This is a genomic window from Catenulispora sp. MAP12-49 (assembly GCF_041262705.1).
Classification (GTDB): Bacteria; Actinomycetota; Actinomycetes; order Streptomycetales; family Catenulisporaceae; genus Catenulispora.
In genome coordinates this window covers 41,013-61,531 of record NZ_JBGCCP010000030.1, presented here as the reverse complement: position 1 = coordinate 61,531, position 20,519 = coordinate 41,013, and the positions used below count along the sequence as shown (strand labels likewise).

13 protein-coding genes are annotated in these 20,519 nt (G+C 71.6%); 7 read left to right on the top strand and 6 right to left on the bottom strand.

Translation table 11 applies throughout. The features are described from left to right. Positions 1–2: 2 nt before the first annotated feature. Positions 3–1,772 carry a glycoside hydrolase family 36 protein gene (locus ABIA35_RS37325; RefSeq protein WP_370361068.1) on the top strand — a complete coding sequence of 590 codons (1,770 nt, stop codon included), beginning with the start codon at positions 3–5 and terminating at the stop codon, positions 1,770–1,772. Here ABIA35_RS37325 and ABIA35_RS37320 read toward each other — a convergent pair. After that, positions 1,769–2,293: a GNAT family N-acetyltransferase gene (locus tag ABIA35_RS37320; protein ID WP_370344615.1), complete on the bottom strand. Its 525-nt coding sequence runs from the start codon at positions 2,291–2,293 to the stop codon at positions 1,769–1,771. The two genes, ABIA35_RS37325 and ABIA35_RS37320, sit on opposite strands and share 4 nt — an antisense overlap. 198 nt (positions 2,294–2,491) lie before the next feature. Here ABIA35_RS37320 and ABIA35_RS37315 point away from each other — a divergent pair, with 198 nt between their 5' ends. The 4 genes from ABIA35_RS37315 (at position 2,492) to ABIA35_RS37300 (ending at position 6,889) form a co-directional block, all read left to right on the top strand. After that, positions 2,492–3,244, top strand: a complete 753-nt coding sequence (locus tag ABIA35_RS37315; protein WP_370361067.1) for an SDR family oxidoreductase — start codon at positions 2,492–2,494, stop codon at positions 3,242–3,244. Positions 3,245–3,321: 77 nt separating this feature from the next. Next, positions 3,322–4,218, top strand: a complete 897-nt coding sequence (locus ABIA35_RS37310) for a LysR family transcriptional regulator (protein ID WP_370344613.1) — start codon at positions 3,322–3,324, stop codon at positions 4,216–4,218. Between the two features lie 104 nt (positions 4,219–4,322). Beyond that, entirely contained in the window at positions 4,323–4,676 is a 354-nt protein-coding gene (locus tag ABIA35_RS37305) for a hypothetical protein (RefSeq protein ID WP_370344612.1), read from the top strand. Then, positions 4,673–6,889: a caspase family protein gene (locus ABIA35_RS37300; RefSeq protein ID WP_370361066.1), complete on the top strand. Its 2,217-nt coding sequence runs from the start codon at positions 4,673–4,675 to the stop codon at positions 6,887–6,889. Before ABIA35_RS37305 ends, ABIA35_RS37300 begins: the two co-directional genes overlap by 4 nt. A gap of 70 nt (positions 6,890–6,959) precedes the next feature. On the opposite strand, the gene ABIA35_RS37295 is transcribed toward ABIA35_RS37300, so the two are convergent. The 5 genes from ABIA35_RS37295 to ABIA35_RS37275 all read right to left on the bottom strand — a co-directional run bounded on the left by ABIA35_RS37295 (position 6,960) and on the right by ABIA35_RS37275 (position 14,512). Then, on the bottom strand, positions 6,960–8,282 hold the full coding sequence (locus tag ABIA35_RS37295; RefSeq protein WP_370361065.1) for a DUF4132 domain-containing protein: 1,323 nt from the start codon (positions 8,280–8,282) through the stop codon (positions 6,960–6,962). 401 nt (positions 8,283–8,683) lie between these two features. Next, complete coding sequence (locus ABIA35_RS37290; RefSeq protein ID WP_370361064.1) at positions 8,684–9,802, bottom strand: hypothetical protein; 1,119 nt, start codon at positions 9,800–9,802, stop codon at positions 8,684–8,686. Between the two features lie 113 nt (positions 9,803–9,915). Next, complete coding sequence (locus ABIA35_RS37285) at positions 9,916–10,956, bottom strand: TolB family protein (RefSeq protein ID WP_370361063.1); 1,041 nt, start codon at positions 10,954–10,956, stop codon at positions 9,916–9,918. After that, a complete protein-coding gene (locus tag ABIA35_RS37280) occupies positions 10,953–12,230 on the bottom strand; it encodes an MFS transporter (RefSeq protein WP_370361062.1) in 1,278 nt (425 codons plus the stop codon). Before ABIA35_RS37280 ends, ABIA35_RS37285 begins: the two co-directional genes overlap by 4 nt. An 86-nt stretch (positions 12,231–12,316) precedes the next feature. After that, positions 12,317–14,512, bottom strand: a complete 2,196-nt coding sequence (locus ABIA35_RS37275) for a chitosanase (protein ID WP_370361061.1) — start codon at positions 14,510–14,512, stop codon at positions 12,317–12,319. Between the two features lie 297 nt (positions 14,513–14,809). Between ABIA35_RS37275 and ABIA35_RS37270 the strand changes: the two genes are divergently transcribed. Next, complete coding sequence (locus ABIA35_RS37270; RefSeq protein WP_370361060.1) at positions 14,810–17,644, top strand: AAA family ATPase; 2,835 nt, start codon at positions 14,810–14,812, stop codon at positions 17,642–17,644. A gap of 100 nt (positions 17,645–17,744) precedes the next feature. Then, on the top strand, positions 17,745–20,510 hold the full coding sequence (locus tag ABIA35_RS37265) for an AAA family ATPase (RefSeq protein ID WP_370361059.1): 2,766 nt from the start codon (positions 17,745–17,747) through the stop codon (positions 20,508–20,510). The last annotated feature ends 9 nt before the right edge of the window (positions 20,511–20,519 follow it).

Genomic DNA, 20,519 nt, shown 5'->3' with positions numbered 1-20,519 from the left:
TGTTGACGACGTCGACGACAGAGGTCTGGGAGCCGTACGCGGAGCCCATCGCAGGGCCCGTACAACTCATCGACTGCGGTGGGCTCACCTTCCGGGCCACGGCCGAGGACAGCACCGCGCGGCTGGTCGGCGAGGGGATCATCGAGCTCGTACTCACCAGCGCCGACGGTCCGGTGCGGGCCGAATGGCGGCTGCCCTGCGTCGACGTGACGGCGCTGTGGACGCCGGACACGATGGCCGGCAAAGGGATCCCGGCCGCGTGGTCGGCGCCCAAGGAGGTCTCGCTGTCGCGCGGCGCCCCGATCGCGTCGCTGGTCGGCACCGGCGACGTGGGCCGCTGCACCTTCGCCGCGGCCGAGGTCGACGTGCTGGCCGCCGGGGGAGTGTTCGAGGAGACCGGCGAGTTCCGCTTCTGGGTGCAGGCGCAGGGCCGGCTGACGCTGCGCGTGGACGTCTCCGGCCGGCACTTCGCACGCTGCCTGGCCGACCTGACCGCGTGGTGGCTCGCGGACCGGGGCATCGGGAGCGTCGACATCCCGGCGACGGCGCGCAAGCCCGCGTACTCGACGTGGTACTCGATGCACCAGGCGGTGACGCCGGAGGCGGTCGAGGAGCAGGCCCGGCTGGGCAAAGAGCTCGGCCTGGACCTGATCATCGTCGACGACGGCTGGATGACCCCGGACCGGGGCCGCGGCTACGGCCACACCGGCGACTGGGAGCCGCTGTCCCTGCCGGACACCGCGGCCCACGTCGCACGCGTCCACGACCTCGGCGTCGAGTACATGCTCTGGTACGCGATCCCCTTCATCGGCAAGGAAAGCACCGTCTGGGAACGCTTCCAGCCCTACGCGCTCTCCCGCGCCGAGTCCCTGGACGCGATGATCGTCGACCCGCGCTGCCCGGCGGTCCGTGCCTACCTGGCCGACCTGCTGTGCCGCGCGGTCGAGGAGTGGGGGATGGACGGCCTGAAAATCGACTTCCTGGACTGGTTCGCCCGCGAGGAGGCCCCGCCGGCCGGCCCCGAGGCCGACTGCGCGACGGTGTCGGAGGGCGTGGACAAGCTGCTGGGGGAGATCCGTACCCGGATCACGGCGGTCCGCCCGACCGCGCTCGTCGAGTTCCGGCAGCCCTACGTCAGCCCCGGCCTGTGGCCGCACGCGACGATGCTGCGGGCCACGGACTGCCCGCTCAGCGGCCTGGACAACCGGCAGCGGACCACCGACGTACGCCTGGCGGCCGGCCCGATCCCGGTCCACGCCGACATGCTGATGTGGCACCCGGAAGAACCGGCCGAGCAGGTGGCGTGCCACCTGATCAATGTCCTGTTCGCCGTGCCGCAGATCTCGGTGGACCTCGCGACTCTGACGCCGGAGCAACACCAGGCTTTGGTCTTCTGGCTCGGCATCTTCCGCCGCTATGAGCAGACCCTGCAACAGGGTGCCTTCGAGCCCGCGCGTCCCGACCTCGGCTACCCGCTGATCCGCGCCCACGACGCGCGGGTGCAGATTGTCGCCCGGCACGCGGCCCTGCCGGTGTCCGCCGCCGGCGCATGGGACGAGCTGTTGGTGGCCAACGCCGACACCGATCCATGGGTCCGGCTGACCGACGGCAGCGGGAGCGCGACGGTGTTGGTTCGCGACGCGCGTGGCAGGTCGGTCTGGGCAGGTTCAATCGATCTCGGCGTTCCGGGCGGCGCTGTTTTCGAGGTGCCGCGCGGCGGCTTGGCGGAGCTGAGTCGCGACGCGGTGGGTCGGGGTTTCCGCCGGAACTAGAGCACCCGGCCATTGGCGGGCAATAGGGTGCGTTCCATACAGACCAGTTGATCCCGTTCGTCCCAGGAGTCGGTGAAGACGAATCCGTGTCGCTGGTACAAGGAGACGGCCTCGTCTCGCCATTGCCAGACGGACAGACGCACCCTGCCCACGCCGCTGTCGGCGGCGTGGGCCAGCGCGGCTTCGAGCAGTGCGGTCGCGACGCCGCGCGATCGGAACGCCGGGTCCGTCCAGAGCCGCTTGATCTCCGAGCGGCCGTCGGCGGCGGCGGTCACGACCACACAGCCCACGGGCGTTTCCCCGCTCAGGGCGACCAACACTGCGTCATCGGCGAACGCGGACCGCGGATCCGAGATCTCCGCGCGGTACTTGTCCGGCAGCGCCGACACGTCTGTGACGTACTCGCCCTTCTCGGCCTCGGTTCGGAGGTGGTAGGCGGCAAGCAGGGCCGGCAGTCCCTTCTCCACGGAGGGGGTCTGGCCGGGCCAGCGGACGACGGCGACCTTTCGTTGATCAAGCATGGGGTCAGCATCGCATGCGCGTGTTTCCGATTTGTTCCTTTTGGATGTTGAACAGTGTCAGGAGAGCGCTTCCCTCGTCACAGGACTTCCTTGTGGCCGCCACCGGGACTTTCTGATTCCGGACCGCCGCCGGCTCCTGCCACCATCGAACGCGGCACTCGGGCCACGGGCCGGTCATGACGATGGAAGGACATTGCGATGTCGGAAGTGCGGCGGGACCTCCAGGGCAAGGTCGCCCTGATCATCGGCGGAAGCCGCAACCAGGGCGCGGCCTTCGCCGAGAACATCGCGGCGCGCGGCGCGACCACCGTGATCAGCTATGCCAACGACGACGCGGCCGCGCAGGAGACGCTGGTGGCGCTGGAGAAGCACGGGGTCACGGCCGAGGCGATCCGCTCCGACGCGCGGCGCTCGGACGACGTGAACGCGCTGTTCGAAGGCGTCGTGGCCCGGCACGGCAAGCTGGACATCGTGGTCCACACTCCGGGCGCGGTGATGAAGAAGCCGCTGGCGGACTTCACCGACGCGGACTTCGACCACCTGATCGACCTGAACACCCGCTCGGCGTTCAACACGCTGCGCGCGACGGCCCGGCACATCGCCGACAACGGCCGCTACGTGGTGCTCTCCACGACACTGACCTCGATCATGACCGGCCCCTACGGACTGTATTCGGGCTCGAAGGCAGCCGTGGAGCGCATGGTGCTCGCGCTGTCCAAGGAGCTCGGCGCGCGCGGCATCACCGTGAACGCCGTGGCGCCGGGCCCGATCGACGACGACTTCTATCAGCACGCAGAGACCCCGGAGTCGATGGCCGCGGCGGCGAACCACAGCCCGCGCGGCCGGCTCGGCCAGCCGTCGGACGTCGCACCGGTGGTCGGCTGGCTGGTGAGCGAGGAGGCCGGCTGGGTGTCGGGGCAGACGGTGCGCGCGAACGGCGCGATGTTCTGAGCGATTGGGCCCAGTCCGATCAGACACAGATCTTCTTGATCAGACATAGATCACCCGCCGACGGTTATCGTCGGCGGGTGATCGACGACATCAGCCTGCGCAATCTGCGGTCCTTCCTGGTCGTGGCACAGGAGTCGAGCATCACCCGGGCGGCGACCCGGCTGCACGTCACCCAGCAGACCCTGTCGCAGCAGATCCAGAACCTGGAGCGCGCCCTGGGCGCCACCCTGCTGGTCCGCACCTCGCGCGGCGTCCGGCTGACGGCCGCCGGCGAGCAGCTGACCGCCAGCGGCAGAACCCTGATGGACGATGCCCAGACCCTGTACGGCGAAGTCCGCGCGGCGGCGGCCGGCCGCGTCGGCCGCCTGCGGATCACGGCGGCCTCGCACCCCACGACGCAGCTCGCGATCGAGCTGGCGAACACCATCGAGGCCGAACACCCCGGGTTCGACGTCGAGATCCGCACGGTCCTGCGACCCGTAGAGGCGATGGCCGAACTCCACGCGGGCACCTCCGACGCGGCCCTGCTGTGGCTCCCCACCGGCGACCCGGACCTGCGCACGGCCGCGTTCCGCAGCGACCCCCGCGCCGTCCTGCTGGCTGAGGGGCACCGGCTCGCGGGCCGACCATCGGTCACCCTCGCGGATCTCGCGGAGGACCCGGTGGTGATCGTGGACGCGTTCGGCTCCCCGGCCGTCCAGGCCCACCGCATCGCCGACCCGCGCCCCGACGGCCGCCCGGCCGTGCGCGGACCGGTGGTGGCGACGCTCGAAGACTGCCTGACCCAGGTACGCCGCGGCCACGGTGTGTGGTTCGCGCCGATCGCGATGGCCGAGTGGGCCGTGTGCCCGGGCGTGGCGCTGGTGCCGGTGACGGACCTGGAGCCGGCGGAGCTCGCCGTGGCGTGGACGGACGCGGCGCCGCAGGAGTTGGTGGATCGACTCGTGGGCGCGGCGGTGCGCGAAATCCGCTGATTGTGCGAGAAGTCTTCCAACCCGTGGGGCAAGTACCTGACACGTGCTCAGCACCCGAACCATACTTAATCTCAGGCAAGAAGACCTTTGCGGGGGAGTGTCACGTGCGGATCGAGCTGTCGGTATCGGTACAGAGCGGGGAACCGGCTGAGGGGTTGGCGGAGCTGGCGGACTGGCTCGCTCAGGATGATGAACTCCGTGGCCTGGTCAAGCCGGCGCCGGTGGTCCCCGTCGCGGGTGAGTTGGGGGCGGCCGTCGAGGTGCTGGTGGCCGCTGTCGGCAGTGGCGGCGCGGTGAGCGTGCTGGCCGCGTCGTTGAAGGCGTTCCTGGCCCAGCCTCGCCGGTCGGATGTGACGATCGTGCTCACCGCCGCGGACGGACGGCGGGTGGAGATCGACGCCAAGCGGGTCCGGGACGTCGAGGCGTTGGTGCGCGAGGTCTGCGGCGACGGGGAATGAACGAGGTCCGCCGCGTGGATCCGGCTCGCTCGCGGATCATCCTGGTCGGGGTGGAGGCGTACACCGACGCGGCCATCCCCGACGAGCCGGCGATCGCCAACAACATCACCGATCTCACCGAAGTGCTGACCGATCCGGGGCTGGGCGCCTTCGATCCGGGGCATCTGCTGGTCGCGCCGGCCGGCGCCGGGGTGGAGCAGGTCGGGAACCTGCTGATCGCCGCCGCCGACGAGGCCGAGGACCTGCTTCTGTTCTACTACGCCGGCCACGGGTTCCCCACGAGGAGCCGGGCGGAGTTGTATCTGAGCCTGGCCGGCACCGGAATCGACCGTCCGGCGTTCACGGCCTTGCCGTTCGACGCGGTGCGCGATGTCTTCCTGGGCTCTGCGGCCCGGAGTCGGGTGGTCATTCTCGACTGCTGCTACAGCGGTAAGGCGATCGGGCCGATCCTGGGCGACACCGACGTGCTGGAGCCGTTGGACATCGCCGGGACCTACACCCTCACCGCGTCCCCGGCCACCCGGCCGGCGAGCGCGGCCCTGCCCGGTGAGCGCCACACCGCGTTCACCGGGCGGCTCTTGGAACTGCTCCGGGCCGGGAATCCGGATGCCGGGCCGGATCTGAGCCTGGGCGATATCTACCGGTACATGCGGGCCCGGCTGCGCGCCGACGGGCTGCCCGAGCCGCAACAGCGCGGGACCGCGACCGGTGATCAGCTCGCCCTCACGCCGAACCCCGCCTACAGCAAGGGCAAACCCGCGACGGGCCGCAACTCCGCGCACCGGAAAACGATGGTGCGGCGCAGTGTGCAGCCCGCGCCGCTGCCGAAGGATCTCCGGGCGACGTTGGGGCATCAGCACCCGAAGATCCGGGCGGCTGCCGTGGAGGTCCTCGCCGAATGGCTGGACGACCCCGACCTCCGCCGGGTGCGGGCCGCGCGTGATGAACTTCGGAAGATCGCTGAGAGCGACCGTCCGGACGTCGCGGACGTGGCACGTGCCGCGTTGCGCCCTCGACCGGTCTCGGCCTCCGGGAGGGTACGGGCGGCACCGGGCCGCGCCGCCACCCATACCGCCGGAGTCCTGTCGCCCGGGATCCCGACGGCGACCGACCACACCACGGACACCACCACGGAAACCATCATGGACACCGCTGAGCTCCTGGCGCGCCAGATCTCAGTGAGCTTGTCGAGGGCTGAGACGCTGGCCGCGATCGCGAAAGCGGTGGCCGAGTATGACGAGCGCCGGGCCGCGCGGCTGGTCGCCGAAGCCGCGCTCATCGCGGGCACCGTCCAGGACCCGCCGACGCGGGCCGAGCTCCTGGTCAAGATCGCGGCAGCGGTCCCTCCCGGCGACCCCGACCGGGCCGGGAGCCTGGTCGGCGAGGCCGAGGAGATCGCCCTGGCCGTCCCCGACGAGTCGGCGAAGGGCTGGGCCCTGGCCGCCGTCGCCGAGGCGCTGTCCGCGAACGCGCCGAACCGGGCCGAGGGGATCGCCCGCAGGATCGTCGACTCGTTCTCGCGGGTCTCGGCACTGGTGAAGGTCGCGTCGGTGACGGCCGCGAACGACCCGGCCCGCGCGTCCAGACTGCTCGCCCAGGCCGAGGCGATCGCCCACGAGTCGATCGAGGAATCGGCCCACGTCCAGGCGCTGACCATGGTGGCGACGGCGCTGGCCGCGAGCGACCCGCAACGGGCCGCCGGGCTGATCGACGAAGCCGAGAGGATCGCCGAAGCCATGACCGACGCGGAATCCAAGGGGCTGGCCCTGGCCGAGATCGTGCAGGCGGCGGCCGCGAGCGACCCGGACCGCGCCGAGACCGTCGCCGCCTCCATCGCCCGCCCGCAGTCGAAGGCATGGGCCCTGACGATGCTCGCGGAGGAACTGGCCGCGAACCACCCCGACCGCGCCGGCACGATCGCCTATAACATCACCGACCCGCAACTCAGGGCCCGTGCCCTGGCCACCTTCGCCGGAGCCCTGGCCGCGACCGACCCCGACGAGGCCGAGACGGTCGCGTACACGATCGCCGCCGAATCGTGGCGGGCCCGCGCCCTGGCCATGGTCGCCGAAGCCCTGATCCCCGCCGACCCCGACCACGCCGCGAGGCTGGTCGGCGACGCGGCGAGAATCGGACACGCCCTGCCCGCCAGCGAGTCGAAGGCGTGGGCGCTGACGGAGATCGCCGGGGTGCGGCGCCGGTTGGGTTTGTGAGGCCGGGAACGTGCACAGGGCCTGATACGGCGTCGTCTGGCCAGCAGCTCGCGAGCGCGCTGGGTCTCCGTCAACGGCGTTCCCGCCGGCGGTTGCCGCCGCCATCGGCCAGAGCCAACTGCTCGAACGGCTGCGTCAGCCGGAGCTTCAGCAGCTGCACGTCCCAGGCCCGCTTCTCGGCGGCGCTGAAGTTCTTCGGATCGACGACGCGCGCCTGGGACTGCTCGGCGATGTCGTGCGAGACGCCGTCCTCGCCGAGGCGCAGCCAGGCCTCGCGGCGCGCGCTCCACACCGGGACGAAGCGCTGCCAGTGCTCGCCGCCGTCGATCGACGACTCCCAGATCAGCGCTCGGCACAGTTGTCCGGTGACGGGGTTGCCGAGGTAGGACTCCATCCAGTCCTCGTACGTCAGCGTCCGCTGGTCCTTCATGAGCTGCTTGAGCCGGAAGCGCTCGGCGTAGACGACCGTGCGCAGGTTCGCCGCGACGTCGGCCGCTTCGTGGAGGTCGTTCGCGCGTGCACCTGCCGGCGGCGTGGACCGGTGCTGGCCGCTCGGGCCGCTGTAGGACAGGACGACGGTTCCGTCGGCATCCAGCTGGATCCCCGCCGTGTAGCCGTGCCCGAGCTCGATGACGCGCAGGCCGTCCCGGTCGAGCTCGAAGGTCTCGGCCTGCCACTCGGGGACGTCGGCGCGCGAGAGGTGCGCCTCGTCCAGGTTCCGGTCGAGCTCGCGGGACGCGGCCCGGCGGACGTCGCCGAGCTTGGCCTCGGCCCTGATCTGCCGCAGCGCCGGGAGTGCGCGCTCGCCGCCGATCCCGCCGAGCGCCTCGACGGCGGTGACCGCGACGGAGCGGTACTCGCGGCCGCGCCCCGGCTCCCCGTACACCTCGGTGATGCGGATGAGCAGCGGCACGGCGTCGGCGGGCTCGGTCAGGCCGATGGCCCACACGACGCTGCGCACGAACGGGACGCGGTGGTCGGCCCGCGGGTCGTCGAACGGGGTCTCGCGCAGCGCGATCGTCCGCAGCGCGCCGATGGCCGCGGCGTTACCCGTGGCGTTACCCGTGGCGTTACCGTCAGCGTTGCCCGCGGCGTTGTCGGCGAGCAGCGCGGCCATCTGCTCGCGCCACGGCACCGGCGGCATCGGGCCGTGCAGGGTGTCGCAGAGGTCGAGGACGTCCCGGACGGCTGGCGCGTCGGCGGACGGGCCGAGGATGTGCCGCAGGGCCTCGTCCTGGTCCCAGCTCGTGGTGGCGGCCGGCGGCGGGACGGCGTCCTGGACGGCCGGCTCCGTTACACGGTGCGGCGAAGACGCGCCGCTCGCGGTCGGCTGGGAGCCGGCCTCCGTGCCCTTGCGCCGGAACAACTTCCCGAGAAGACCGTCCTGCCCCATGCCCGCCCCCTGATCTCGCGTTTTGGACCACAGCGTACGAGGAATCCGCATCGCGCACACGACGATGCCCCCGGCAGATCGTGCTGCCGGGGGCATCGCGCAAGCATCTCGGGGGCGGCGCCGCAGGGTCGAACCCGTTGGGCGCGCGCCGGGCTACTTCTTCGCCTCGGGCTTCGCCGGGCGGGTCTGGCGCTCGGCCTCGGCCTTGCGGCGGGCGGCGGCGATCTGCAGGCGGGCGGTCAGGACTTCGGCGTTCATCGTTGACTCCTCTTGGGATCCATCGGATCTGTTCTCGCTTCGCCTCCAATTCTAAGGCATGGCAGGGATTACCTCTGACCAATTAAAGGTGAACGCTGTCACAGGGGGTGGATTCAAAAGTTTCCCCGACCGTCCGGAGCGGTTCAGCCGACCGGCAGCCGGGCGATCTTGTTCGAGGTGAGTTCCCCGATCCAGATCGACCCGGGCCGGTCGCTCTGGACGTCGCACGGGTACGACGCCGACGACGGCGTCTGCCACACCCGGGTCCGGCCGGTCGCCGGGTCGAGCATGCCGATCTGGTTGCCCAGGCCCACGGCGGCGGGGAAGGAGAGCGCGAAGTACATGGCGCCGTCGCTGCCCTGGGTGATCGGGCCGGGCAGCGGCAGCGGGTTGCCGAGCGATCCGTGCAGCAGGTCGTCCTCGACGGTGCTGAGCAGACCGCCGACGCTGAACAGCGGGAACTCCTTGATCGCGCCGGTGGCCGGGGTGATCCGGGCGAGCTTCATGCCGAGGGATTCGCTGACCCAGATCGAGCCGTCCTTCGCCGTCCACACCCCGACCGGGAAGGACAACGCGGTCGGCATCGTGTACCGGGTGAACGCGTGCGTGGTCACGTCAAGGGTGACCACCGCGTTCTGCTGCGGCAGATCCATGGCGACCGTGTTGCCGGGCCCCGGCTTGATGATCCCGAACAGCGACTGCACCTGGCCCAGGATCTCCCCGGGCACCGGGTACTCGGTGAAGGCGTGCGTCGCCGGATCGAAGCGGCCGATGGCGTTCAGGCCGCCCAGGGTGAACCAGAGTGCTCCGTCCGGCCCGGCGGTGATGTCGTTGGCCAGCCCCAGCCCGAGATGCAGCGGCAGGCCGAGGGCCGTGGTGTTCAAGGCGTTCAGCCACGGCAGCCGGTACTCCTGCATGCTGCCGTCGGCGGTGTTCACACGGAGCAGGGCGTTGCCGGTCACCTCCGGCATCCACATGCCGCCGTCCGGACCGAGCGCCATGCCGCCGGGAACCGACAGCGGCATCGGCGTGTTGAATTCGGTGAACGTGCCCGCCGCCGGATCGAAGCGCGCGACCTGGCTGCTCAGATACTGCTCGACCCACAGGCTGCCGCCGGGGTCGAAGTGCGTCTCGCACACGCCGCTGAGCGGGATCGAGGGCACCGGGCCGTACTCGGTGAGCGGACCGTCCGCCGACGCCGGTGCGATACCGGCGGCCGTTGCCACCGCCCCGATCCCGACGCGTGCCAGAGTCCTGCGCATGCGGTTCCAAAAACGCGCCGACATAGTCATCATCACTCCTGAAGCCGGTCAAAGCGGGCAGAGGGAATCCTCCTCCACACGACTCCCGATCCCGGCGACGACACGCGGCGCGGTCAGCCTCCCAGGGGGGTCGGGGAGCTCGCGTCGGGGATGAGGACCCGCGGTTCGCCCCCGCCGTCGGCGGGCACGGCCCAGACGTCCCAGTCGCCGCCGGTCTGCCGGGGCCGGCCGTACATGACCGTGTGGTCGTCGAGCCAGGCCGCCTGGTCGTCGATGCTGTGTTCTTCCGCGAGCGGCGTTTCCACCATCGTGCGCAGATCCAGGACGTAGAGCCGCCAGGGCCGGTTCGCGCTGGCGTCGACGCGCTTCTTGAACACCAGGCGGGTGCCGTCCGGCGACAGGGAGGGGCATTCGACGTTCTCCCGCAACGTCCGCGCGGTCCAGGCGCGGTAGTCGCCCTGGACGAGGTACGTGCGGCCCCCGGTCCGCACGGTGGCGTAGAAGGTGTTGTCGTCCGCGGCGAAGGTGACGCCCCAGTAGTTCACGTCCGCGGCGTGGTACGGCTTGCCGTCCAGGGTCAGCGGGATGCTCTCGATGGTGTCGACGAGCCGGCCGGTCTTGGTGTCCAGGATGGAGGTCCGGGTCGAGAAGTCGTCGCTCAGGTAGGAGTCGCCTTGGACGAAGGTCGTCCAGGACACCATCGTGCCGCTGGCGGACACCCGCGCGCGGTTGGGGAAGCCGGCGGTCTTGACCTGGCGGACCTGGTGCAGGGAGTGGTCCAGGACGGTGGCGTAGGTGGCGGGGAGCGCGCCTCCGCGCTGGAGGCAGACGGCGGTGTCGTGGGCCGCGTAGAAGCGGTCGCACAGGGTGCTGCTGACGGTCGGCGCGGCGCCGGGGTGGGCGGCCGGGACGGAGGCGACGTGGCCGAATTCGGGCCCCGGTGCGGTGTCGCGGAAGAGGATCGTGGTGGCGGTGCCGGGCGTGCCGGGCGTGCCGGCCGTCTCGCTTGTTCTGAGATCGATGCTGCCGGTCGTGCCAGCACCGGTTCCAGTACCCTCCGCGGCGTCATGGGCGTTCACCACGTACCCGGTGATCGCGGTGGCGGCGACGAGTCCGGAGGCCGCCAGTATCAGTACTCGGGAGCGCGTGTTCATGCCTTGCTTTCTTTCGCGAGCGGGAGGATCCACAAGGCCGCGAGGATCGCGGCGGCCAAAGAGACCACCGCCGCCGCGATGGCCGCGTGCAGTCCCCACCGGTCCCAGGCCGCGCCGAACAGCACCGAGGACGCCAGCAGCGCGAGGGACTGGCCGGTCTGGATCAGGGCCATGCCGCTGGCCCGCAGATGGGCCGGCAGCATGGGCCCGACGGCGGCCATCAGGACGCCGTCGGTGGCGGCGTAGAACAAGCCGTGCAGGGCGAGGGTCGGCAGCAGCAACACCACGCCGCCGACCGGTCCGAACAACATCAGATAGGCGCACAGCAGGGCGACGTAGCCGCCGACGAACACCCGGATCCTCCCGACCCGGTCGGCGAGCTGCCCGAACGGGACCGCGAGCAGCAGGTAGGAGGCCGTGGTGCCGAGCGGCAGCAGGGGGAAGTACTCGGCGGAGATGTCGAGGCGCTGTTGCAGCAGCAGGTAGACGAAGGCGTCGCTGAGCGCCACGACCCCCAGCAGCAGCGCGGCGATGCAGACCCGGCGGAAGCGCGGCATGAGCAGAAGCCGCAGCGCGGCGTCCACGGAAACCGGGTTCTCCCGGTCCACGGCCTGCGTCCGATCGCGGACCAGCAGCGCCAGCATCACGACCCCGAACGCCGCGATGCCGAAGCTGGCGACGAAGACGGTGTCGTACCGGTCCGGGGTCGCCAGCAGCAGCCCGAAGGCGACCAGCGGACCCAGGAACGCCCCGATGGTGTCCAGGGCGCGGTGCACGCCGAACGAACGGCCGAGCGTCTCCGGCGTGCTGCTCAAGGAGATCAGCGCGTCCCGGGGCCCGGTGCGCAGTCCCTTGCCGGTGCGGTCCGCGGCGATGACGGCACCGAGCACCGGCACCGACGAACCGGCGCCCAGCAGGCCCAGCTTGCAGACGGCCGACAGCGCGTAGCCGCTGCCCGCCACGAGCTTGCGGCGCTGCCACCGGTCGGCCGCGTGCCCGCCCGCCAGCCGCACCAGCGCGGTGACGCCGAAGTACAGGCCGTTGAGCGCGCCGAACTGGAGCGGGCTCAGGCCGAGGGTGAAGATGACGTACATCGGCAGCACCGCCGTGATCATCTCCGAGGAGATGTCGGTGACCAGGCTGACCGAGCCCAGCGCGAGCACGTTGGGGGCCACGGCCGCCCGGGACCGCGCCGCCGAAGGAGAATCGGAACTTTCGGATACCACCGGGATCCCCGGACCGGCGGGGGCTTGGCGCGTCGACGAGATGTACATGGCAGTCCTCTCAGACCGGCTGCCCCAAGGGGTTCCGGTCGGCGCACCTCAGCGGTGCGCCGACCGGAAGGAGGGGCGAGCAGGCGTCAGTCGGCGATGTTGTACGTGTCGCCGTCGGTCTGCCAGGACAGGGGCGCGTTCAGGTCCAGGTTGCCCTTGGCGAGGAAGACCTGCTGCTCGCTGTCGATTCGACTGAAGTCGCCGTGCATCGCGGCCTCGCGGGCATTGAGGAAGGCCTTGATGTACGTCGCCTCGTCGCCGCCTTGCGCGGGAGTGCGGGCCTGCTTCATGGCCGCGGCGCGGATCGCGCTGAGGCCGGCCTGGCCCTGGTCGGCGCTGCTCATGACCGCGTCGAAGTAGGCGAACTGCCCCAGCGCGTGCAGGCCGTCGGCCTTGGCCTGGGCGACCGCCGGGTCGAAGTAGAGCCGGTCCAGCTCGTCGTTCTGGGCCTGCTGGAATGCCGGATCCAGTGCCGCGGTGTGCCAGGCGGCGGTGAAGCCCGGGTCCAGGCCGCGGTGCGAGCTGCTGCCGTTGACCGCGCGCAGCGCCGGCAGGTACCCGGCCAGCACGTTGTTCGGGACGCGCTGGGTGTAGAGGTTCACCAGGTCGAGCAGGTGGCCGTTGCCGGAGCTGAATCCGGCGACGCCCGCGGTGTAGCCGCGGCCGTCGCTGATGTCCTCGATGGCCGCGTACTGCGCCTTCCAGTCCAGCGAGGAGTTCTCCGCGCTGGAGACCAGTTCCAGTGCGGCTTCCTTCTTGCTCGGAGCGGTCAGGTCGCTCGCCGCGGGGGTCGTCGTGACGTCCGCCGGGGCGTTGACCGGTATGTTCGCCGCTGCGTCTGCCGGTGCGTTCGCCGGCGGGGCGAGCGTGGCGGGCTCGGGGCCGTATACCCCGAACTCGTACAGCGAGTAGCCGTAGGAGGTGCCGCGCTTGGTGCCGTACATCCGCACGTAGCGGCCGTGACCGGTGACGGAAAGGGTTTCGTTTCCGCCCTTGCCGGTGGTGGTGCTGTAGACGGTTGTCCAGGTCTTGTCGTCGTCGGAGGTCTGGATCGTGTAGGCCTTGCCGTACGCGGCCTCCCAGTTCAGCTTGATCTGGTGGATCGTCGAGCTGGTTCCCAGATCGACCGAGAGCCACTGCGGATCCGAGCCCTCCTTGCTGCCCCAGCGGGTCGCGTTGTCGCCGTCGAAGGCCTTGGCGGCACTCAGCGACGAACTCTCCGTGGAGGACGCGGTGGCCGTTCGGTGCAACGCGAGGTTGATGTCGCCGGCCGGTGACGAGGACGGTGGCGAGGACGGCGACGTCGGGGGCGAGGAGGGCGAGGACGGCGAGGACGGTGAGGTCGGCGGTCCGCCCCCGTCCCAGATGCCCGCGATGTCGCCGGCCGTGGCCGCGCTGCCCAGCGCCGGCAGGCCGTAGATGTCTTCCATGGTGCGCAGCAGCGAGTAGTGATCGTAGCGGGTGCCGCTGCTGGAGCCGGGAGTGACGTGCGCGCCGACGATCGTGGTGGCGATCTGGTTGTTGGAGTCGTCGCCGTCGTTCTCGTCCCACGTCACGATCAGCAGGCTGTTGTGCGTCTTGGCCCACTGCGCATAGGCGTCGATGTGGTCGTGCAGCCAGGTGTCGCCCTGCTTGACCGTCCCGTCGTGCATGTCGTCGTCGAGGTTCGGCGTCACGAAGGACACGGTGGGCAGCTGGCTGAAGTCGGTCGGGAACCGGCTGTAGCGCAGGTTCGAGCTCGCCTGGATGTCGGCGAAGTCGACCCAGCCGTTGTGCTTGCGCGCGTACCCGCCGCTCCCGTCGTCGCCGCAGTCCTTCGAGCCGTCCGAGGGCAGGCTCTCGGAGTAGCCGACGAACGTGTGGCCGCTGGTCAGCAGCTGGTTGCCGAGGTTGTCGGCGCTGAAGTTGTACGGGCAGTCGTCGGAGTCGACCCCGTGCAGGGACCCGGAGAACAACGCCACGTAGTTGCCCTGGCTGGGGTGGGTCGTGCCGTGGAAGTTCGTGAACGACGCGCCCTGCTTCATCAGGGAATTGATGTAGGGCGCGTTGCTGCTGCCGACGATGTCGTCGTAGTACTTGTTCTCCTCGGTGACCAGCACGATGTGGTCATAGACGGGCAAGCCCGAAGCCGAAGGCCCCGACGTCGCCGTCGAGGATCCCGCGGCGGCGGTCGCCGCCACGCCGAACCCGGTGAGCAGGAAGGCCGCGCCGGTGGCTATCACGGCGCGACGCCGTTTCGTGGCCAACGAAGTGGCCGGTGAGAAGGGGTGCCGAAGTCGCATTCCGGTCTCCTTGAGGGACGCTGCCCTCGAAGCGGTGGGGAACGAGAAGGCGGCATATGGCCGCAAGCGGCCGGGTCAGATCCCTCTGAGCGTGTCCGGTTCGGAACTTCCACGCCAAGCCACTGACACTCATACCTACCGGCCCCGGTAGATCCTGTCAAGAAGGTTTACTAGAAAGGTGGGTGCTGGCACTGGCCAGGCCACGCACCGGATCGAATCGCATTATGATCACCTCGTCCGCGGCTGCCCGGTCCGCACGACCCCGCCCCCTGGGAGACCTGAACTATGAGCGTGGCCATGAGTGCGGGGGGCCCGGGTTCGGGCCCGGTACCAGTCCCGGACGGCCGGGCCGAGGTGTTCGTCGGCCGGGTCCGCGAGTGCGACCTGCTCGCGGCGTGCGCGGGGAAGGCGCGGGACGGCGAGGCGTGGCTGGCCGTGGTCGAGGGCGAGGCCGGCATCGGCAAGAGTGCCCTCGTGCGCCGGGTGGTGTCCTCGCTGGAGGACTTCACCGTCCTGTGGGCCACCGGCGACGCGTCGGAGACGGACCTGCAGGGCGGCGTCATCAGCCAACTGATACGGCGGGTGGAGCACGACCTGGCGGCCCCGTTTCCGCTGCTGGCGCTTCAGGGGGCCGGCGGGGCGTCGGCGAATGCCATCGCCGGGCAGTTGTTGCTTCTGCTGGGTGTGCTGCAGGAGTCCAAGGGGCCGGTCGCGATCGTCGTCGACGATCTCCACTGGGCCGATCAGCTGTCGGTGCAGGTGCTGGGGTTCGTCCTGCGCCGGCTGTGGGCCGACCGGGTGCTGACCGTCCTGGTGTCGCGGTCCGACGAGGAGGACACCGTCGGGACCCTGGACCGGCTGGTCCGGTCCCTGGAACGGGCCGTGGGCGTCGAGATCGGCGGGCTCGGCGAGGACGACGTGGCGCTGGTGGCCCGGCGGCTGCTCGACGTGCGTCTGGCGCCGGGCCTGGTCGAGCGGCTGCACAGCTACACGAAGGGTCATCCCCTCTACCTCCGCACGGTCCTGGCCGAGGTGCCGGTCCAGACCCTGCGTGACGAGACCGCGCAGCGCTGGCCGGCCCCGCGCACGCTCCGGGTGAGTATCAGAACCCTGCTGGACCAGCTTCCCCCGGACTCCGTGGCCCTCCTGGAGGCGATGGCGGTGCTGGCCGCCCGCGTGCCGCTCGCGACCGTCGCGCAGGTCGCCGGGACACCCGATCCGGCCAAGGCGCTCGGCCCGGCGCTGCAGGCCGGACTCGTCCGCTGGTGGCCGACCGAATCGCAAAGCCCTGTCACGCTGGTCCACGCCCTGCAACGGGACGCCGTCTACGACGCCATCGCCCCCGAACGCCGCCGTGCCCTCCACCTCGCCGCCGCCGACGTCGTCGCCACCGGCGCGGCCTGGGCGCACCGGGTCGCGGCGGCGGTCTCCGTCGATGCCGGGCTCGCCGCCGAACTGGAACAATCCGGAGCGGCCGAGGCCGCCGCGGGCCGCAACGCCCTGGCGGCCACCCGCCTGCAGTGGGCCGCCGAGCTCTCCGAAGGGCGCGCGGACCGGGAGCGCCGGCTGCTGACCGCCTGCGCCCAATCGCTGCTGACCATGCAGCCGGTGGCGGCGATGACGATGCGGCCGCAGGTCGAGGACTGCGCGCCGAGCGCGTTGCGCAACTGCGTCCTCGGCGTGATGGAGATGCTCTCCGGCCGGTTCCCCGCCGCCGAGGCCCGCCTCACCGAAGCCTGGCGCGAGGCCCTCGCGGACACGGATCCGGAGCCGGGCTGGGTCGCGGTCCTGGCCGGGACGTTCCTGGCCACCATCATGATCCGGGACGGCCGCGGGGCCGAGACCGCCGAGGTGGCCGCCCGGACCCTGGCCATCGGCGACCTCGACCCCGCGACGACCGACCTGACCCGGACGCTGCTGGCGACCGGCGTGATGTGGGACCAGGGCCCGCGCACCGCGCTGCGGCGGCTGGACTACCTGGCCGCCGAGGCCACCGAGGTGCCGAACGACCAGCTCGACTCGCTGGCCACCCGGGGCGTCTGCAACCTGTTCCTGGCAAGGATTCCCGCGGCGCGCGCCGATCTGGCGGCGGTGGCGCTGCGCGACCGGCAGGGCGCCGGGTCGAAACTCAGCCACCTGTCGCTGGCCCTGCTGGCGGTGGCGGAATACGTGGCGGGCGACTGGAACGCCGCGGAGTCGGCGGCCGACCGGGCGCAGACGATCGCCGCCGCCCAGGATCACGTGTTCGGCGACGCCGCCGCCGGGTTCGCGGTCGTGTGCGTCCTGGCCGGCCGCGGGCACTGGGACGAGGCCCTGGCCCAGATCGACACCCTGGACCGGATGAACCAGGCCTTCGGCTCGCCGGCCGCCGAGACCGTGTTCTGGGCGTTGGCCGGGGCGGTGCTGGCGCAGGCCCAGACGGACCCGGCAGCCATGCTCAGGTCGTTGGAGCCGTTGCTGGAGGCCAGAACCGACGGCGCGCAGGAGCAGATGCGCTTCCGCCACAGGCCTTTCTGGCTGTGGCAGCAGTCGCTGCTGGCCGAGGCGTTGATCGGCGTGGGGGAGTTGGAGGCGGCGGAACAGGCCGTCGACGCTCTCGCCTCCGAACACGACGGCACGGGTTACATGCGGCTCGTCATAGCCCGGCTCACCGGCCACCTGGCCGAAGCACAGGACCGGCCGGGCGACGCGCTGGCGATCTACGAGCAGGCCGTCGTCCCGGCGTCCGGTGCCGACGACGACGCGCCCTTCTTCCGCGCGATGCTGGAACACCGCTACGCGAGACTGCTCGTCGCGACCGGCTCCGGCTCCCGCCGCGAGGCCGCACGCTGGTTCAGATCGGCCCACGACCGCTTCAGCGCCCTTCGCGCCACGCCGTTCCTCGAACGCTGCGACGCCGACCTGGCGGCCATCGGCCTGACCGCCCTGGGCCGGACCAGCAGCCGTGTGCTCGCGCTGACCGAGCGGGAGCTGTCGGTGGCCCACCTGATCGTGGACGGCCGCACGAACCAGGAGGCCGCGGCCGAGCTCTACGTCAGCCAGAAGACGGTGGAGTACCACCTGTCCAACATCTACGCGAAGCTGGGCATATCGTCGCGCCGACAGCTCGGCGAGGCGCTGCGGACCGAGTAGGCGAGTAGGCGAGTAGGCGGGTAGTCGCAGCCGTACAGACGAGCGAACTAGGGTCCGACCCTAGGGTGCCGGTAGGCCTCTGGTTGGTTCCCTGGAGGGGATGGCCGATTACTTCCCGGCCGGAATCCGATCCCGCCGGGTTCCGCTGACCGGCCGGGGCGAAGAACTGCGGGCGCTGACCGACTTGCTGGCCGGTGTGCGCGAGGGCATGAGCTCGGCGCTGGTGCTGGCCGGCGAGGCGGGCGTCGGCAAGACCAGGCTGCTGGAGCACGTGGCCGAGACGGCGTCCGGCGTGCACATCGTCCGCGCGGCCGGCGTCGAATCCGAGGAGCGCCTGGGCTTCGCCGCCCTTCACAGCCTGCTGCGTCCGTTCCTGGACGGGCTCGACGCGCTGCCGGCTCCGCAGCGGGAAGCCCTCGCCTCGGCCTTCGGGATGCTCGCCGGGCCGCCGGCGGACCGGCACCTGGTCGGCATGGCGACCCTGACCCTGCTGGCCGGCGCGGCCTCGGCGCGGCCGCTGCTGTGCCTGATCGACGATGTGCACTGGCTCGACCGCGAGTCCCGCGACGCGCTGGCCTTCGTCGGCCGACGCCTCGGGGCCGACGCGATCGGCCTGGTCCTGGCCGGCCGCGACGATCCTTCGGGGCTGCGGGCCTTCGAAGGGCTCAGCGTGCTGCCGGTCCGCGGCCTGAGCGACGCCGACGCGCACGAACTGCTCGGGCTGAACGTCGCCGGACGGCTGGACCCGGCGGTGGCCGCGCGCATCGTCGCCGACACCGGCGGGAACCCCCTGGCCCTGATCGAGAGCCTCGACGCGCTCACCCCGGCCCATCTGGCCGGCACCGCGCCGCTGATCGGGCCGCTCCCGGTCGGGGAAAGCCTGGAGGCCCATTTCGGTCAGCTGATTCAAGGCTTTCCCGAGGACACCCGGACCTTCCTGGTGCTGCTGTCGGCCACGCCCCCGGAGGACCCGCTGCTGCTGTGGCGCGCCGCCGCCGAACTCGGCGTGACCGCCGAAGCCGCCGACGCCGCGATGACCGCCGGGGTTCTCAAGCGAGGCCGGCTCATCGAGTTCCGCCACTCGCTGATCCGCTCGGCCGTCTACCGCGGAGCCGACGCCGCCGAACGCCGCCGGGTCCACGCCGCGCTCGCCGCGGCCAGCGATCCGGTCCGCAGTCCCGAGCGCCGGGCCTGGCACCGCGCCGAGGCGACGATCGGGCTCGACGACGAGGTCGCCGCCGAACTCGACACCGCCTCGGAGCTGGCGCGCGCCCGAGGCGGCTACGCCGAGCGGGCCGCGCTCCTGGCCAAGGCGGCGCAGCTGTCGGTCGCCGGGCGGGGGGCCCGGCTGGTCGAAGCCGCCCATGCCCACCTCCTGCTCGGGGACCCGGCCGCCGCGCACACGATGCTCGAACAGGCCGAGCCCTTCCTGGCCGCCGGCGATCCGGTGCTGCGGGCCCGGGCCCTGCAGACCAGGGCGAGCGCCGACATCTACGTCGAACGGATCGGGGACGTGCTGACCCGGCTGCTGGACGCCGCCGACATCGTCGCCGGCACCGATCCGGACCTGGCCCGGTCGATCCTGATGCAAGGGCTTCTCGGGGTCCTGTTCGGCGACCACGATCCGGTCGCGCCGAAGAGGTTCGGCGCGGCGGTCCTGGCCTCGTCCGCCGTGCGGTCTGTCGGAGCGACCAGCGCCGATCTGCTCCTGCGGGGTTTCGCTCTGCGCGCCGAGGGCGACCACCCGCGGGCGGTGCCGGTGCTCACGGCGGCGCTGGCCGCGATGGGCCGGGACGGCGAGGTGATCGAGCAGGGCCTGCGCCCGGCGACGCTGGCCCTCTACGCCGCCGAAGAAGTCTGGGACGACGTCGGCGGCCACGAGGCCGCCCTGCTCGCCGAGGCCCACGAGCGCCGCGTCGGCGCGTTGGGGGCGCTGCAGTTCACGCTGATGGTCCGGTCCACCTGGGAGCTGCGGGCCGGGCGGTTCGCCGCGGCCACGGCGTGCCTGGACGAGGCCGAGGACCTCGCAGGCGTCATCGGCCAGCCCTCGGGCCTGGCCTACCGGGTCGAGCTGATGGCGTGGAGCGGCCAGGAGGCGCAGACCCGGGCCGCGGCCGAGGAGCTCCTCGGCAACCTGGCGGCGCGCTACAGGAACGGCGGTCTGGGGGACTGGGCCCGGAACTGCTTGGCCGTGCTGGACATCAGCCTCGGACGCTACGCCGAGGCCGTGGCCCGGGCCCGCGTGGCCTACGACCACGACAACGCGGGGGCCGTGCAACGGGTCCTGCCGGACCTGGTCGAGGCCGCCGTGCGCTGCGGCGACGACCTGACGGCCCAGGACGCCCTGCGGCGGCTGGAGGAGCGCGCGCCGTCGGCCGGCACCCCCTGGGCGCTGGGGCTGCTGGCGCGCAGCAGGGCCCTGATGGCCGACGACGACCGGGCCGAGGCCTTGTTCGCCGAGTCCATCGCGCTGCTCGGCAGCACGCGGGTGCGCACGGAGCTCGCGCGGACCCACCTGCTCTACGGCGAGTGGCTGCGCCGGCGCAGACGCCGCGCCGACGCCCGGGAGGAGTTGCGGACCGCGTACGAGATGTTCGCGCGGATGGGCGCGGCGGCCTTCGCCGAACGCGCCCGGGTCGAGCTGCTGGCGACCGGTGAGCACACCCGGAAGCGGACCGAACCGACCGAACATGATCTGACGCCGCAGGAACGGCGGATCGCGGGGCTGGCAGCCGAGGGGGCGACGAACACCGAGATCGCGACCCGGTTGTTCATCACCCAGTCGACCGTCGAGTACCACCTCAACAAGGTGTTCCGGAAGCTCGGCATCACATCCCGGCGGCAGCTGCGCACGGTCCTTCAGTGAGCTCGCGCC